Raw genomic sequence first — 15,985 nt, forward strand, 5'->3', positions numbered from 1 at the left:
CCACTTCCCCGCAAGGCTCGGGTAATATAGTCTCTTTTTATCGGATAAAGAGCAGTTCCCTGTATTTAGCCAGCGGCCAGCTCTGGTCTTCCACGAGTTGTTCGAGCTTGTCGCAGTGATATCGGATGTCATCAAAATAAGGTCGAACATCATAACAATAAGCCATTGCTTTTTTATGTACTTCTTTTTCTGCATTTGCCTTTTTCCTGGCTTCGGTCATGGCTTCCGACTTTTTCCTTGTAGCCTCGAGATGCCCCGAGATATCTTCCAGGATCGCCAATTGGGCCGAAGCCTGTTTTTTAAATCCTGCCCCGTATATTTCCTTAATACCCTTAATGTTATCGATTACCGAATTCTGATATTTGATAGTAGCCGGGATAATGTGGGTATTCACCAACTCATTAAAAACGCGCCCTTCTATCTGCGTCTGCAGGATGTATGTTTCCAATTCCACTTCCTGTCTGGCTTTGATCTCTACTTCACTCATTACCCCCATCTCATTAAATAATTCCAGTGTCGATTTGGAAGAGAGGACATTCAAGGCATCGGGAGTTGTTTTGTTGTTACTCAGCTTACGTTTTGCCGCCTCTTTCGACCACGCCTCACTATAACCATCTCCATCGAATCGTATTCGTTTGGAAGATTTGATATATTCCCTGAGGACATTAAAAATAGCCTCGTCTTTTTTAAGGCTCTTTTTATTGATCAATGCATCTACTTCTTTCTTAAAACTGATCAACTGCTTCGCCACTATCGTATTGAGAACAGTCATGGGTTTAGCGCAATTCGATTTCGATCCCACTCCCCTCATTTCAAATTTATTCCCTGTAAAAGCAAAGGGAGAGGTCCGGTTCCTGTCTGTATTATCAAGGAGAATCTCAGGTATCTTCCCCACCACATTGAGTTTTAGTTCAGTTTTTTCCTCAGGCGATAACTTGCCCTTGGACACCCCTTCGAGTTCATCGAGGACCTCACTGAGTTGTTTCCCTATAAAAATGGAAAAGATCGCAGGTGGAGCTTCATTAGCTCCAAGGCGATGATCGTTGCTTGCTGAAGCGATCGATGCCCTTAATAATTCCTCGTAAGAATCGACGGCTTTGATGGTATTAACAAAAAAGGTAAGGAACTGAAGGTTTTTCATAGGGGTGGAACCCGGACTCAGCAGGTTTACCCCGGTATCTGTAGCCAGCGACCAGTTGTTGTGTTTCCCTGAGCCATTGATTCCTGCAAAAGGTTTTTCGTGAAAAAGTACTTTGAGATCATGCCTGTCGGCTACTTTTTCCATAACATCCATTAGCAGTAGATTGTGATCAACCGCCAGGTTGGCCTCTTCGAAAACAGGAGCGAGTTCGAACTGATTCGGGGCGACTTCATTATGCCTTGTTTTGACCGGAATACCCAGTTTGGTGCATTCTACCTCCAGGTCCTTCATATAATTGATAGCCCGGAGCGGAATCACTCCAAAATAGTGATCGTCTAATTGCTGCCCCTTAGCGGCGGCCTGGCCTACCAGCGTTCGTCCGGCAAGTACCAGATCGGGCCTGGAACTCGCAAGGGTCTTATCAATGAGAAAGTATTCCTGTTCCCAGCCAAGAGTAGCCAAAACCTTATTCACAGTTTTATCAAAGTATCTAGCGACACCAGTAGCTGCCTCATCAACTGCGTGTAATGCACGTAACAAAGGAACTTTATTATCCAGGGCCTCTCCGGTATACGAAACAAATACAGTAGGAATACACAAAGTGGCACCGTAAATAAACGCAGGTGACGTAGGGTCCCATGCCGTATATCCCCTGGCTTCAAATGTATTCCGGATACCGCCACTTGGAAAGCTGGAAGCATCTGGTTCCTGCTGTACCAACTGGCTGCCACCAAATTTCTCAATAGCCCTGCCATTAGGCAGCAGATCAAAGAAGGCATCGTGTTTTTCCGCAGTTGCTCCTGTTAATGGCTGAAACCAGTGCGTATAATGAGTAGCCCCCATAGATAAGGCCCAGGCTTTCATCGATTCTGCAATCTGATCGGCCATTTTCCTGTCGATTTTAGATCCGGTAAATATGGCATTCTTAACACTTTGAAAGGCATCTTTTGTAAGGTACTGAGTCATTCGATCCTCATTAAACACATGCTTTCCGAAGATTTCTGATCTTCTGGTTTCTTCAACAATAGCTATAGCTTTTCTCTGAGCACTAAGGCTGATGGCATTCAATCTTTGAGTAGACATACTATGGAAGGATTTTTATTCCGGGAGCTAAATTAAACATTTCGCAGATATACCCCTATAATTAATAATAATTTACAATGAACCCCCATAAAAATAGGGGTGTTGATAATTATGTCGAAATTTTTGATAATTACCCCCTGTTTTTTTATGCATGTATGGAAAAAAAATTATTTTTGGGGGTCGAAAAAATTAACAAAGAAAGATTATGAGCAAGACAAAATTGGAATACATCTGGTTGGATGGACATGAGCCAACACAGGAACTGAGAAGCAAAACCAAGATTGAGAACGATTTTGGTGGAAAACTAAAAGATTGTCCTCTCTGGTCATTTGATGGAAGTTCAACGGAGCAGGCAGAAGGTGGATCTTCAGATTGTTTATTGAAACCTGTTGCTATTTATCCTGACCCGGAGAGAGCAAATGGATTTTTGGTGATGTGTGAGGTAATGAATGCCGATGGCACTCCTCACGAATCAAACCATCGTGCCCAGATTGACGATGATGACAATGATTTCTGGTTCGGATTTGAGCAGGAATATTTCTTAATGGACACTGAAACCGACTTACCACTTGGATTTCCAAGGGGTGGTTTTCCTGGTCCGCAGGGAAAATACTATTGCTCCGTAGGTGGAAGGTACACCTGGGGAAGGGATTTTGTGGAAGAGCATATGGATTTATGTATTGCCGCAGGAATCAATATCGAAGGAATCAATCAGGAGGTAGCGCCAGGACAGTGGGAATTTCAATGTTTTGCCAAAGGAGCTAAAAGAGCCGGTGATGAGATATGGATTGCCCGCTATCTGTTAAACCGGCTCACAGAAAAATACGGATACTATATTGAATTGCACCCAAAACCAGTGAAAGGGGATTGGAACGGTTCAGGTATGCACGCGAACTTCTCCAATACTACATTGAGAACCTGTGGTTCCAAAGAAGTTTATGAAGCCATTTGTGAAGCCTTCAGACCGGTTGCTCAGGATCATATCGGCGTTTATGGTGCCTATAATGATGAGAGATTAACCGGACTTCATGAAACTGCGTCCATCAAGGATTTCAGTTATGGTGTTTCCGACAGAGGAGCCTCCATCAGGATTCCGATCATCACCGTTGAGAAAGGTTGGAAAGGCTGGTTGGAAGACAGACGCCCTGCTTCTAACGGCGATCCCTATAAGATTGCAGGAAGAATAATTAAAACTGTGAAATCTGCCAATATAGGAGTTTCAGCATAAAAGTTTAATTAGCTCTTTAAAAATAAAAACCGTTTTCAGAGAAATTTGAAGACGGTTTTTTTATGCCTTAAAAAACTAAGTTACCCGAGCGTAAAGAATACAAAAGCAGCATACCCAAGAAGGAGTATTAATCCATCGCGCCATCCCAGCCTCAGGCCTTTTGGAAAAAAAACGAGTGGAAGTACTAAAAAAGCAAATCCCAGCATCCAGAATATATCACTGGTCAGCAATCCCCGATCGATAACATAAATCGGACTTACCATTGAAGTGATGCCCAATACGGCAAGTAGATTAAATATGTTAGAACCAAGGAGGTTCCCAAGACCAATCGCTTTCTCTTTTTTAAGAATCGCAACCACGGAAGCCGCAAGTTCAGGAATACTTGTACCTACCGAAACCACAGTTATCCCAATAATTCGCTCACTTACCTGGTAAAACGTAGCAAGGCCTACAGAACCGGTTATAAGAAATTCGGATCCCGCCCAAAGAGCCAGTCCTCCTATCCCAAGAAAAAAAACAGCTTTGTAAAGTGGCAATGGAATGATGTCCTTATCGAAATCCTCTACAACCGCCGGTTTCTGGAATCGGAGAAGAAATATAAGGAAGAGAAAAAGGCAAGAAAGCATAATTGTTCCTTCCACCGCACTTATCACACCATCGAAATAAACCAAAAAAAAGAAAAGAAGAGACGCTGCCATCATCACAGGCCAGTCTGTAGTGTAAAAACTTTTTCGCACCTCGATGGGGCCTAAAACGAGAATGATCCCCAATACTAAACCAAGATTGGCAATATTGGATCCAACAACATTCCCAATGGCCAGATCCGGAAATCCTTCCAGAGCGGCATTAACACTGACAATGAGTTCAGGGGTAGAGGTGGCAAAAGATACAATGGTCATGCCTATGATAATCCTCGGTATACTCAGTCGCAATGAAAGGGCCACGGATGCCTTCAGAAGCCAGTTTCCGCCAATAATGAGCAATGTCAGGCCGAGGACAATAAAAATAAAATTCTGCAAATGTGAGGTTTTAACAAATATAATAGAATCTCTGAGGAGACCAGACTCCTACAATATGCAATTTCAAAATATACCCATTTATGTCCTAGAAAATTTAAATTTCACTGTCACAGAAATGTTAAATAACTACAAAATTAGTTGTATAACTATTTTTTTAGTAGTAGGTTTGATTTAAGCAATTCTTCATCGCAATTAATCGGTTTATAGCAAATAAAACTTGTATGGTGAAAAAAGAAATATGGTACGGATTGTTCAGTTTTCTTCTGCTTTCAGCCTGTGAACAGAATCCATCAGCTAAGCAAACTGCTTTCGATAATGAAGAACAGAAAATCGAATTTGTATCCGAGATAGAGCCGATAATACAGGATTATATTTCCCTGGATATTTTTTCTGGCGTGGTGTTGGTAGCCGATAACGGCCAGAATATATTTCACAAGGCATACGGCCTTACTGACAGGGAAACGGGAAAACCCAATGAGCAGAACACCCTGTTTGATATTGGGAGTATGAACAAGACCTTCACCCGGATTGTGGTCAAACAACTTGAGGAAGAAGGCCGCTTAAAATTGACAGACAAATTGATCAACTACGTACCGGGTTTTAAAGATGAACGGGCTGGAGATATTACGATCAATCATTTACTGGAACATCGTTCTGGTTTCGGGGATTACCACAACCCGGATTATTTTGACCTGACCTTGGAGGAGCGAAAATTGAATGCCATTGTTGAACGGGCTAAGGACTATGAATTACTTTTTCCTCCCGGAGAAGACGACGCTTATTCTAATCTTGGGTATGTAATATTAGGTAAAGTCATTGAAGTAGTGTCAGGCGAGTCTTATTTTAAAAATGTTCAGGACCGCATCGTGGACAAACTGAAACTAGAAAATACCTACCTCAAAGATTTTAACGGATTGGAAAACAGGGTTGCCAAAGGCTATCTATATACTCCTCTCGGAATACTAGAGGAGAATTCCACCCTCCAGGACATTCCTAACCCAGATGGTGGGTTTTTATCCACAACAGAGGATATCCTGAAATTCTATCATTCCTATTACTACGATACCTTGTTGATGTCGGAAGCCAGTAAAGAGGCCGATCCGCATTTTCAGTATTTAAGGCAACTACCCTCAGGGAAAGCGGCCAGTGCTGCCGGTGGTTTCGATGGTTTTAACTCGGTATATCTGCAGGTCATGAACAAGGACCTTAGCATTATCGTATTCGCCAATATGGATGAACCGGTTGCTGAAAGGATAGGGCTCGACATCCTTGCGCTTTATCGGGGTGAAGATGTACGCAAACCTTCTTTGCCTGCCATACAGAACGTGAGGATAAATTTTGAAAAAAACGGATTTGAATATGTAGAGAAACACTTCGACTCTCTTACGGTAAACTTTCATCCCACAGATCCCAAAGATTTTATCCTCAATGATTTGGGCTATGCTTATCTTTATGGGGCCAACAATCCTGAATCGGCTCTACAGCTCTTTAAACTTAACACAAAACTATTCCCGGATGTTGCCAATTGCTGGGATAGTTATGGGGAAGCCCTGCGAATGAAAGGGTTAAAAAATGAGGCCATTGCTGCCTATGAAAAAGCATTGGAAATCAGGCCCGGCCTGGAATCGGCCCAGGAGGCTCTTAGCGAACTAAAGAAATAATTCGATTTACAAAAACATGAAAAAACTAACGAACAAGGAGGAAGAGATCATGAAGATTCTGTGGAGGCTTGAAAAGGCTTTTGTGAAGGAGATCCTCGCCGAAATGGAGGACGATCGACCTCACTACAACACCCTCTCCACTATAGTGAGAAACCTCGAAGATAAAAACTACGTGGGTCACGAAGCTTTTGGGAATACTCATCGTTATTACCCTCTGATTTCCAAGGAAGACTATCGCAAGCGATTTGTGAATGCCAGAATTGCCGACTTCTACGACAATTCCTATAAAAGTCTGGTGTCCTTCTTTGCTAAGGAAGAAAAAATATCAGTGGAAGAGCTGAAGGAAATAATTGAACTCATTGAAAAAAATAAATGATGGAAGCATTCTTTGAATACCTGTTGAAATCATCGGGAATTTTGCTCATCTTCTTTACAACTTATCTATTATTGTTGCAGAAGGAAACGCTTTTTAAAGAGAACAGAAGATTTCTGATTGTTGGCTTGCTATGTGCCGCTTTTTGCCCCCTGATCAGTATTCCGGTTTATGTAGAAATGACTCCGATAAGCATGGCATCGACAAGTTCGGGAATTGTGGGGGAAACTACTCCAATTTCAGAATCCAGGATCGATCCATGGATGATAGGCTTTCTCCTTTATCTCGGCGGTTTGATTTTCTGGCTGTCCAAATTCGGACTTCAATTGTGGTCACTGCGCGCAACCCTGAGCAAAGCTGTAACCATAAAGAAAGACAATAACATCCGGTTTATGGAAACCGATGAGCCCATTGCTCCCTTTTCCTTCTTTAATTATATCGTCTATAATCCGAAGTTGTACAATGGAACAGAACTCAAATCAATTCTGGCACATGAAAAAGCCCATTGTGAACAGAAACACTCCTTCGATATTCTGATCAGTCAGGTTTTCACCATCCTTTTATGGGTAAATCCATTCAGTTTTATGTATCACAACAAGATCCGACAGAATCTCGAATTTCTTGCTGATGCCTCTGCCATGAATCGTATCCCTTCAAAGAAAAGTTACCAGTACACATTGCTTAAAGTATCGGGACAGGAAATCCCTATTAGTATCATAAATCATTTTTATAATTCATTAATCAAAAAACGAATCGTCATGTTACAAAAATCACAATCAAAGAAAGCGCGAATTTTCAAAGCTGCGCTGGTAGTCCCGGCCTTAGCCCTCTTTCTCTTCAGTTTTAATACCAAAGAAATTTACATTCCTTCAAATGAGGCTTCTGATCTCAGTTGGTGGGAACTAAATACAAATAAGGAAATAAAAATCAAGATCGATAAGGACACGTCTGATGAGGAATTGGAAAAATTAAAGGCTAAGATGGCAGAGGAGGCTATCGACTTTTCCTATACCACAGTTCGAAATGAGAAAAAAGAAATTATCGGCCTCTCCATTGATATGAATGGAAAATCAGAGGATGGGAAGCAATTTAGCGGATCTTCCGATTTTGACAATGACGGTGAGCCAATTGACCCGGTTACGGTGGTTTTTGATCCCAAAGGTAATATGATGTTTATGGGGGGTGAAGGTGATATGGAATTTGGCAAAAACCATGGTAAGAATAAAATGACATGGGTGATGGATAAGGATTCTGAGATTTCAAAAGAAGATTTGGAAGAAATGGAGAAGGACGGAATTATCATCATCAATGTAACGGAAGATGAGGAGGAATGGACAGACAGCAAAGGGAATGTCACCAAAAAAATTAAAGTTCATAAAGGGAAGGGGGATAAGGACCACAAAATTATTATTAAGAAAATAGATGGGGATGATGATCTTGATGGTGAGATGAGAATTATCGAAAAGAAAATTATAAAATCCGGGGATGGTGAAATGGTGATCCATGAAGGGCACGAAGATTCTGATGAAAAACACATTGAGGTTCTAAAATCAAAGAGTGGGAAGGGCAAAAACGTGTTTATTATAAAAGATTCTGATGATGATGAAGATATCGAGGTCATGGAAGGGGATGGATTCTTCTTCGTAGATTCAGAATCAGGAGAAAAACCATTGTATATTGTTGATGGCAAAGTGGTGAAGGAAAAAGTAATCAAATCACTTTCCCCGAAGGACATCGCCACAGTAAATGTTTACAAAGGTGATAAAGCCATCGAAAAATATGGAAAAAAAGCAAAAGACGGAGTGGTAGAAATTACCACTAAAAAGAACTGATCTCAGATTATTTTCAATTAATTACTGACCAACATCAAACCGGCCTGTTTCAGGTCGGTTTTTTTTGGAAAAAAGATGAAACTGTCCAAAATCGGCCAAAAGGATCAATTATACGTCTACGTTATTTAATTTCAGCTCTAAAAGGCCCTACAATTATTACATATTATTACCATATATAAAATTTAATATTATTTACTATAACTTGTTTGTAGACATACACTTATAATATATTATATTATTTATTTTTTTTCTTACAATTGTGTATTCACTTTTATTAATATTTCAACTTTTCCTTGTGGGCATTTAACAGCCTGTATATCTTCTCGAAAAATTAACAAAACGAGGAAATTCTCCTCTTAAAAAAGAACATATGATTGCACTAGTTAAATTAGTATTACAATTATTTATTTTGCTTGTTGGACTATTATTATAAGTATTTAATGTTCAAGTGCTGAAAAAGGACTGGAGAGATAGAGAGTCTGAGGATTTACGAAGAGAATTGCTACATTTAGAGCATGAAAAAAATCTTTTTCAAAGTCCTGGCGTATATAAATCGAATGATACTGCCCTCCTTTTCCAGGAAAGCTATTGATCTTTCCAAGGCGAGCAAACTTCAACTAGCAATAATAGGATGGAGGTATTATATTACCACCAGGGCATTAGATTAGAACCGCATTAAGGATTTTACCTTATAACCAACCAACTTTGAAGCTCCATGTAGTGCAGTTAATTCCAACAGGAAATTACACTGTATGACATCCCCACCTAGGGCTTCAATAAGCTTACAGGTAGCCTTTGCGGTTCCCCCGGTGGCAAGTACGTCATCGTGAACTATGACCCTGTCTCCCTCACTGATAGCATCTGCGTGTATTTCAAGAGTGTCTGTCCCGTATTCCAGATCATAGGTATGGCTTATTTTCGTGTGGGGCAATTTGCCAACTTTTCTAACCGGTACAAATCCTGCTCCCAATTCCAGAGCCAGAACGGGACCGTAGAAAAATCCTCTGCTTTCCATACCCACAACTTTATCGATTTTTTGGTTTCCAATAAACTGCAACAGTGCTTCGGATGCTGCTTTAAAAGCCTCGGGATCCTTAAGTAATGGAGTAATATCCTTAAATCCCACCCCTTGTTTTGGAAAATTATCGATATCTCGCACATACTTTTTAAAATCCATATTTGGTTTTCCTTTATTTTGTCCATAAATGTAAAAAGAAATATATTTGCAACCCGAACTTGATCCCTGCTCCGGAATTCCGGGAATTCGTGTCTAGAGATCTAAAAAAATGGCCTCGTGGCGCAACTGAATAGCGCATCTGATTACGGCTCAGAAGGTTACAGGTTTGAATCCTGTCGAGGTCACTAGGAGGAAACTCCAAACGATTAAAAAACCTTGCAAAATCTATGATTTGCAAGGTTTCGTTGTTTTTGGACTGATAATGTTTATTCTTAACATTCAATCTGACTAAAGCATTCAGTGTTAAGAGTTGACAACAAGTACAAAGAGCCTTGTCAAAAAAACAAGACTCTTTTACAGAACACTATATAAAACTGATAAAATTTGGGTCTAAGTAATTATTATTATTTAATAATAGGTCCTTACTTTTACATTGAATAATTAATGTTGTGAAAGTTTAATAATGTGTAGTATTACTTGCTAATTTGTAATATTCCTATTGTCCAATAAAGGATTTGCAAAACATACTTCAACGATTTATTATAATGACCGTTTTATGACACGATTATATTAGAAATAAATTTTAATTGTCCAAAGGGACTCAATGTGTAACAAAAATTACTTAATGTAGACTTATTACCAAGTCCTTCAGACGCAATGAACCATTTTGCATTGAAGGAATCATTATCATCAAACAAGAACCGACCAAATGAACGATTATAAAAAAAAAGGAAGAATTGTAGGGTTACTTTTTTTGCTCATTTTTATTATCGGTGTCTCTATGTACCAATTTTTACAAGTTTCACTATATGGCGATGATTTCCTGTCTTCAACGGCATTAAACTCAGATAATATTATCTTATCGACCTTGCTGGGAATATTAAGTGGATTTGCATCTATTCTCGTAGCGATCATTCTACTACCCATTTTCAAAAGATACAGCTCTAATTTGGGATATTTATATGTTGCGCTTTGTATTATATATTCGGTAACTATTTTAATAGATAATATCAGTGTCCTCTCCATTTTGGAACTTGGCAAGGAATCTTTAAATAATCAAGGAGAAAATCTAGGCTCATTAGAGGTTATAGGAACTTTACTGTACGAAAGGCATATTTGGACACATTATTTAACCCTTCTGATTTCATGTTTCCCTGTATTTATTCTATACTATACCTTTTACATCTCCGGTTTAATTCCAAAGGCTATTTCTGTTTTTGGTATTATGGCCGTCATTCTGATGTTTATAGAAATATTACTTTCTATTTTTGGAAATAGTATTAGCATGAATATGCTACTTCCACTGGGACTCGTGCAATTGGTTCTTCCAATTTGGCTGATATTCAAAGGATTGAATCCTAATTCAGACAAGACTTCAGAATAATCCAATAAGATCAAATCCTGTAGAATTGAGAATTACTAATACGGAACTATGCACATTCCGGTAGAAGAAAAATAGTGCAGTAATTTATGGTCATAAAAATCTTTTTAAAGTTACAGACACATTTGTTGTCAGTTATTTATGATAATGTTGATTTCTGGGTACTAATTTTAGGAATGTACTCACAGGATGCTTTTTCTTCAGTAAGTCTGGACGCTTAAAAAAGTACTCTGGGGCCACAGCATAGAATTCCGCCTTATTTGTTCCGCCATATTTTCTTATATCGGATTTATTGGCGTTTATTGCCTCCATTTCCTTGTGGATTAATTTTAACCATGGGATGGTATATTGGCGCTCCAACAACCTCTCGGGAATTCCATTAGTAAAATCGTCCAATTTGTCTATACGGTGCACAAATTCATGAATGCCCGTGTTGCTTTTGTCACTGGTATTCTTGAAACCGTGGTATAGTGCTTTTCTGGATAGTATCATCTGTTTCTCGAACCTTCCATTACCAACGATTCCCCCGATATTTCGATCCTGCCCTTTACTATGAAATTCCAAAATTTCATTGAAATGGTCTGGACATAATAGTATTCCGGTCAGGTTGGTATAGTGCCACTCCTTAAATCCAAAAACTGGAATGACGGCACTTGCTGCAATCCGTATTCTATCGAGATCCTGTAACTCCAACTGTACTCCGTCAATATAGACCTGACTTAAAAATTGCATCATCCTTTGTTGAAAAATGGACTGTTTATCTTTCGAAAGATGGCGATAGAAGCGTACATTATCCTTTATCAAGGGATGGAATGCCTTGGAAAAGGCTTGACTTTTTTCCCCTATTCTAGAAACGAAAAAAATAGGAACAGAATAATGAGCCCAAAAATTAAGGTATAGATCATCTGGAGTACAGTTGGTACACCCCTTAGACTTTATTTAGGCTCTCTACCTTAAAACCAATCCTGCCTAAAGTATCCTTGACATCCTGCTCCGTGGCCCCGTTGCTTTCAATAGTGAGAATCTTGTTCGGATTTACAGTGTCCACTTCCCAAGAATCTATTCCCTCATGTTCGTTCAAAAAAGGGGTTACTTTTGATACACACCCACCACAATTGATATTTGTTTTAAATTTTAAAGTTTTCATAGTATTGAATTTATTTATTATTAAAGTTTTACTCGTTTAAGTCTTAAGCTGTTTGCAACTACGGATACACTACTGAATGCCATAGCTGCACCTGCAATCATCGGGTCCAATAAAAACCCGTTTACGGGATAAAGAACTCCCGCTGCAATTGGAATACCGATGATGTTGTAAATGAATGCCCAGAACAAATTCTGACGTATGCCCAACACGGTTCTTTTTGACAGTTCCAATGCTTTTGGGATGGATTGTAAATCTGACGTTATCAGGGTCATTTTTGCTACATCCATTGCAATATCCGAACCTCTACCCATTGCAATACTCACATTGGCTTGCGCCAAAGCGTGTGAATCGTTGATACCATCGCCCACCATTGCTACTATCTTCCCATCCGCCTGTAATTTTTCGACAAAAGCCGCTTTGTCCGAAGGCAATACTTCGCCTTTATAATTAGATATTCCCACCTGATGTGCCACGGCAGAAGCCGTTTTATTATTATCTCCCGTTAACATATAGACCTCGATGCCTCTTTCTTGAAGCGTAGCTATGGCTTTTTTTGAAGTTTCTTTAATCTTGTCTGCAATGGCCAGTATCGCAAGCACTTGATGTTCGTTAGCAAAGAATATGACCGTTTTTGCCTTTTCTTCGAGACTTTCTGCTGTTTGCATTAAAGAAGCGTCGATTTGAATATCTTTTTCGACCATTAGTTTATGGTTGCCTACATAATATTTTGAACCTTTCTCTGATTGCGCCTTTACACCTTTTCCTGTAATGCTTTCGAAGGAAGTAATTTCTGCTTGTTCACTATTTTCTTCTTTCAAATGATTGACGACCGCTTCTGCCAAAGGATGTTCTGATTGTGCTTCGATAGCCAAAAGAATTTCCTTGTATTCCTTTTGATTTTGAAGTTTCTCCTTCCAGAGTATATCGGTTACCAGTGGTTTTCCTTCTGTAATCGTACCTGTTTTATCAAGGATTACTGCATTCACTTTATGGCCGAGTTCTAAACTTTCGGCATCCTTTATCAGAATATTATTTTCGGCTCCCTTGCCGATACCCACCATTATGGCGGTAGGTGTTGCCAAGCCCAAGGCGCACGGACAAGCGATAACCAACACAGCTACAGAGGTCAATAAGGCTTGTGAAAAGGCATTATCGCCTCCTACTGACATCCAGACGATGAAGGTTACAATGGAAATACCCAATACCACAGGAACGAAAATACTGGCAATCTTATCGACCAGTTTTTGAACGGGTGCCTTACTCCCTTGCGCTTGCTGAACCATTTTAATGATTTGGGAAAGCAGGGTTTCCCCACCTACTTTTTCAGCGGTAAACTGAAAGCTTCCTTTTTGATTAACGGTACCGGCGAACACCTTTTCCCCTTGGGATTTCTGAACTGGAACAGGTTCTCCAGTAATCATACTTTCATCTACATACGAACTTCCCTTGGAAACTTCGCCATCCACCGGAATTTTTTCTCCGGGACGTACCAAAATGGTCTGACCAACTTGTACAGATGAAATAGGGATTTCCTTCTCTTCCCCGTTCTCAATAATTTTAAGGGTTTTAGGCTGAAGCCCCATCAGTTTTTTGATGGCTGAAGAGGTATTTGATTTTGCTTTTTCTTCTAATAGTTTCCCCAAGGAAATAAAGGTGATAATCACGGTAGCCGCTTCGTAATATATGTGAGGCTCGATGCCACGACTTAACCAAAATTCAGAAAAAAAGGTATTGAAAACACTAAAGAGGAAGGCGATTCCGGTACTCAAAGCGACCAAAGTATCCATATTTGCTTTTCCGTGTTTGGCCTGCTTGAAGGCATTGATGAAAAAGCTGCGCCCAAACCAAAAGAGTATAGGAAAAGCCAATACCAAAGAAATCCATTTGCCAGGTTCCCATTGCATATAGAACATTCCCAACACAAAAATGGGCAACGTAAGGATAGCCGACCAGATAGTACGGTTCTTAATATCTTGGTAATGTTTCTGTTGAAGTTCTTGTTGTACTTCCGAAGGGTCTTCGGCATCAATTATAATATCGTAACCGACCTCACGAAGTGCGTTTTGAAGTTGATTAGGGCTCAACCCCTCGTCAAACTCTATCAGAACAGAACTATTTGCAAAATTGACACTTGCATCAAATACGCCTTCTTTATGCTTTAATACAGATTCAACGCTCGCTGCACAAGAGGCACAGGTCATTCCCGTAACAGGAAATGATTCCTGTACTCCTTTTTTAGTATTCTTTTCTTTGGTTTCAAATATGTTGATTGTCTCCATAAACCCATTCTTATTTGTAGACTACAAATTTCAGGATTTAAAGAAATTAATGTATTACGTAATATGCTGAATGATTTGTAGAATTTACTCTTCAAGAATTATTATTAACCTATTGGAATAAGTCGTTAACGATTTATGTTTTTATCATCGCAATGGGAAGGTGTCTATCTGTCTTTACTATTTGTAATCAAATACCCATTGGATTGAATGACCTTTTTTATCTCATCGACTTTGTTTACAGAATGGTTGATATTTTCTGTACAACCCGAGCATACCATTCCTTCAATATTCAACTTTATAGATTGAATATCGGTATTGTTTGTTGCAACATTTCCTACTTTCTCCGTTGAATGAAATATTTGTGGATAATAAGAAACCAATGTCATTACAACAACAAACACTGTAACCAACCACAAATAGAATTTCGACTTAAAAAATGATGGCTTAGCAGTATCACAGTTGCCACAATCGTCCACTCTCTTTTTTTATAAACCTGATAAAAAGCCAATCCCAATGACAAAAATGCTTTGGCCAATAGATAAGGTTTCAATGCAATAAGCCAAGAAAAATAGACAGAACTCCCACTAATACCAACTACACTTGTAAGTAGTAAAGGGCCCCAGCAGCATAGTTTGAGGGAAACTGCTGAAAATACAGCAGTCCCCATAGATGTTTTTTTGTTCAATTTAGTAATTGTAATCCCTAACAGCTTCCTATGCCTGCATTTACCAAATCATCTGTTGTGATTTTGATGTTGGTGCAGCAATTCAATAGTTTTCCGTTAACAGCAATGGCAGGAACTCTTGTAACCCCAAATTCCTTCATTTTTGAAACACAGAATTTACTTTCGCATTGCTCGGACAGATTATGAAATGACATTTCGCAGTCCTTTCCTGCTGTCTCCTTTACTAATTGCACCACAGGCTCGCAAAACAGGGAAGCCTTCAACTATGTTCCTTTTGTTTTGATTCGTGTTTTTGCAAAAACTAAAACTACCGAAATGCACATCTGTTGTTTTAGCTTGTTGGAGAAGGTAATGCTGGCTTTTCAGTCAATTGTCTTTTAAAACTACAAAACAGAAAATTCTGTATGGTGTTAAACGGTGTTATGTGGTCCTCTGTTACACAGCGAATTTTGTCAAATCCATTTTTTAATTCCGATGTTAATTCCTCTTCATTGTATTGTTTTATTTCAAGTCCGCTACATTTTTTTGGTCCGTTTTGTGAAAAGGTTCCTATTATTAAATAACCTCTTACAAATTTTGTCGCTATGTTAGTATATTTTATAATCTGGACATCTGTTGTAAGAAAATGAAAAGTTGCCCTGTCGTGCCAAACATCGAAAGATGTATCAGGTTCAAATTCGGTAATGTCGCTTACAATCCAATTTACTTTACTCGCCTTTTCCCTCAGTCTTTTTTTAGCTTTCGTAATTGCTTTTTCAGAAATATCAAGCACGGTAATGTTCTTATATCCTTCTTCAAGTAAATAGTCAACAAGTTTACTGTCGCCACCACCAATGTCTATAATTCTTGCCTTTTTATTTAGTTTGAACGAACACATAAACTCCAGTGAAGTTTTTGGTATTTCTTGCGTCCAACTTACCTGGTCTGGATTTTTAGTTTCGTAAACTGTTTCCCAATGTTTCTTTCTGTCTAATGTCAT

The 15,985-nt window shown here is 39.2% G+C and carries 13 protein-coding genes and 1 tRNA gene; 7 read left to right on the forward strand and 7 right to left on the reverse strand.

Translation table 11 applies throughout. The features are described from left to right. Positions 1 to 37: 37 nt before the first annotated feature. Positions 38 to 2,224: a glutamine synthetase III gene (locus ACA086_RS08230; protein ID WP_371002855.1), complete on the reverse strand. Its 2,187-nt coding sequence runs from the start codon at positions 2,222 to 2,224 to the stop codon at positions 38 to 40. A gap of 205 nt (positions 2,225 to 2,429) precedes the next feature. On the opposite strand from ACA086_RS08230, the gene ACA086_RS08235 reads away from it, so the two are divergent. Continuing rightward, positions 2,430 to 3,452, forward strand: a complete 1,023-nt coding sequence (locus ACA086_RS08235; protein WP_371002856.1) for a glutamine synthetase beta-grasp domain-containing protein — start codon at positions 2,430 to 2,432, stop codon at positions 3,450 to 3,452. Positions 3,453 to 3,532: 80 nt separating this feature from the next. Here the strand turns inward: ACA086_RS08235 and ACA086_RS08240 are convergent, their stop codons facing one another. After that, positions 3,533 to 4,471 (reverse strand): calcium/sodium antiporter, encoded by a 939-nt coding sequence (locus tag ACA086_RS08240; RefSeq protein ID WP_371002857.1) that lies wholly within the window; start codon positions 4,469 to 4,471, stop codon positions 3,533 to 3,535. A 221-nt stretch (positions 4,472 to 4,692) separates the two neighbouring features. On the opposite strand from ACA086_RS08240, the gene ACA086_RS08245 reads away from it, so the two are divergent. The 4 genes from ACA086_RS08245 to ACA086_RS08260 all read left to right on the forward strand — a co-directional run bounded on the left by ACA086_RS08245 (position 4,693) and on the right by ACA086_RS08260 (position 9,005). Beyond that, positions 4,693 to 6,132 (forward strand): serine hydrolase, encoded by a 1,440-nt coding sequence (locus ACA086_RS08245; RefSeq protein ID WP_371002858.1) that lies wholly within the window; start codon positions 4,693 to 4,695, stop codon positions 6,130 to 6,132. Positions 6,133 to 6,148: 16 nt separating this feature from the next. After that, positions 6,149 to 6,508, forward strand: a complete 360-nt coding sequence (locus tag ACA086_RS08250) for a BlaI/MecI/CopY family transcriptional regulator (RefSeq protein ID WP_369748840.1) — start codon at positions 6,149 to 6,151, stop codon at positions 6,506 to 6,508. Continuing rightward, the gene (locus ACA086_RS08255; RefSeq protein ID WP_371002859.1) at positions 6,505 to 8,337 is read left to right on the forward strand and encodes a M56 family metallopeptidase; all 1,833 of its coding nucleotides are present in this window, start codon (positions 6,505 to 6,507) and stop codon (positions 8,335 to 8,337) included. Before ACA086_RS08250 ends, ACA086_RS08255 begins: the two co-directional genes overlap by 4 nt. Positions 8,338 to 8,852: 515 nt before the next feature. Beyond that, complete coding sequence (locus tag ACA086_RS08260; protein ID WP_371002860.1) at positions 8,853 to 9,005, forward strand: SsrA-binding protein; 153 nt, start codon at positions 8,853 to 8,855, stop codon at positions 9,003 to 9,005. On the opposite strand, the gene ACA086_RS08265 is transcribed toward ACA086_RS08260, so the two are convergent. Next, positions 9,002 to 9,514 (reverse strand): adenine phosphoribosyltransferase, encoded by a 513-nt coding sequence (locus ACA086_RS08265; protein WP_371002861.1) that lies wholly within the window; start codon positions 9,512 to 9,514, stop codon positions 9,002 to 9,004. The two genes, ACA086_RS08260 and ACA086_RS08265, sit on opposite strands and share 4 nt — an antisense overlap. Before the next feature lie 111 nt (positions 9,515 to 9,625). On the opposite strand from ACA086_RS08265, the gene ACA086_RS08270 reads away from it, so the two are divergent. Together ACA086_RS08270 and ACA086_RS08275 are read left to right on the forward strand one after the other, a co-directional pair. Continuing rightward, positions 9,626 to 9,699: transfer RNA gene (locus ACA086_RS08270), tRNA-Arg, on the forward strand. A 524-nt stretch (positions 9,700 to 10,223) separates the two neighbouring features. Then, positions 10,224 to 10,898, forward strand: coding sequence for a DUF4386 domain-containing protein (locus ACA086_RS08275; RefSeq protein WP_369748844.1), 675 nt, complete (start codon positions 10,224 to 10,226; stop codon positions 10,896 to 10,898). 132 nt (positions 10,899 to 11,030) lie between these two features. On the opposite strand, the gene ACA086_RS08280 is transcribed toward ACA086_RS08275, so the two are convergent. From ACA086_RS08280 to ACA086_RS08295, 4 genes are all read right to left on the reverse strand, one after another. Then, positions 11,031 to 11,699, reverse strand: coding sequence for a zinc-dependent peptidase (locus tag ACA086_RS08280; protein WP_371002862.1), 669 nt, complete (start codon positions 11,697 to 11,699; stop codon positions 11,031 to 11,033). Positions 11,700 to 11,823: 124 nt separating this feature from the next. Continuing rightward, positions 11,824 to 12,042: a heavy-metal-associated domain-containing protein gene (locus tag ACA086_RS08285; protein WP_371002863.1), complete on the reverse strand. Its 219-nt coding sequence runs from the start codon at positions 12,040 to 12,042 to the stop codon at positions 11,824 to 11,826. 20 nt (positions 12,043 to 12,062) lie between these two features. Next, on the reverse strand, positions 12,063 to 14,321 hold the full coding sequence (locus tag ACA086_RS08290; protein ID WP_371002864.1) for a heavy metal translocating P-type ATPase: 2,259 nt from the start codon (positions 14,319 to 14,321) through the stop codon (positions 12,063 to 12,065). 1,016 nt (positions 14,322 to 15,337) lie between these two features. Beyond that, a complete protein-coding gene (locus ACA086_RS08295) occupies positions 15,338 to 15,985 on the reverse strand; it encodes a class I SAM-dependent methyltransferase (protein WP_371002865.1) in 648 nt (215 codons plus the stop codon).

It is taken from the genome of Muriicola sp. E247, assembly GCF_041358175.1.
In the GTDB taxonomy this organism is placed as follows: domain Bacteria; phylum Bacteroidota; class Bacteroidia; order Flavobacteriales; family Flavobacteriaceae; genus Muriicola.

Coding starts and splice junctions, on each gene's coding strand:
- ACA086_RS08230 (WP_371002855.1), bottom strand. CDS start 2,224: ATGTCTACTCAAAGATTGAATGCCATCAGCCTTAGTGCTCAGAGAAAA.
- ACA086_RS08235 (WP_371002856.1), top strand. CDS start 2,430: ATGAGCAAGACAAAATTGGAATACATCTGGTTGGATGGACATGAGCCA.
- ACA086_RS08245 (WP_371002858.1), top strand. CDS start 4,693: ATGGTGAAAAAAGAAATATGGTACGGATTGTTCAGTTTTCTTCTGCTT.
- ACA086_RS08250 (WP_369748840.1), top strand. CDS start 6,149: ATGAAAAAACTAACGAACAAGGAGGAAGAGATCATGAAGATTCTGTGG.
- ACA086_RS08255 (WP_371002859.1), top strand. CDS start 6,505: ATGATGGAAGCATTCTTTGAATACCTGTTGAAATCATCGGGAATTTTG.
- ACA086_RS08260 (WP_371002860.1), top strand. CDS start 8,853: ATGAAAAAAATCTTTTTCAAAGTCCTGGCGTATATAAATCGAATGATA.
- ACA086_RS08265 (WP_371002861.1), bottom strand. CDS start 9,514: ATGGATTTTAAAAAGTATGTGCGAGATATCGATAATTTTCCAAAACAA.
- ACA086_RS08275 (WP_369748844.1), top strand. CDS start 10,224: ATGAACGATTATAAAAAAAAAGGAAGAATTGTAGGGTTACTTTTTTTG.
- ACA086_RS08285 (WP_371002863.1), bottom strand. CDS start 12,042: ATGAAAACTTTAAAATTTAAAACAAATATCAATTGTGGTGGGTGTGTA.
- ACA086_RS08290 (WP_371002864.1), bottom strand. CDS start 14,321: ATGGAGACAATCAACATATTTGAAACCAAAGAAAAGAATACTAAAAAA.
- ACA086_RS08295 (WP_371002865.1), bottom strand. CDS start 15,985: ATGACATTAGACAGAAAGAAACATTGGGAAACAGTTTACGAAACTAAA.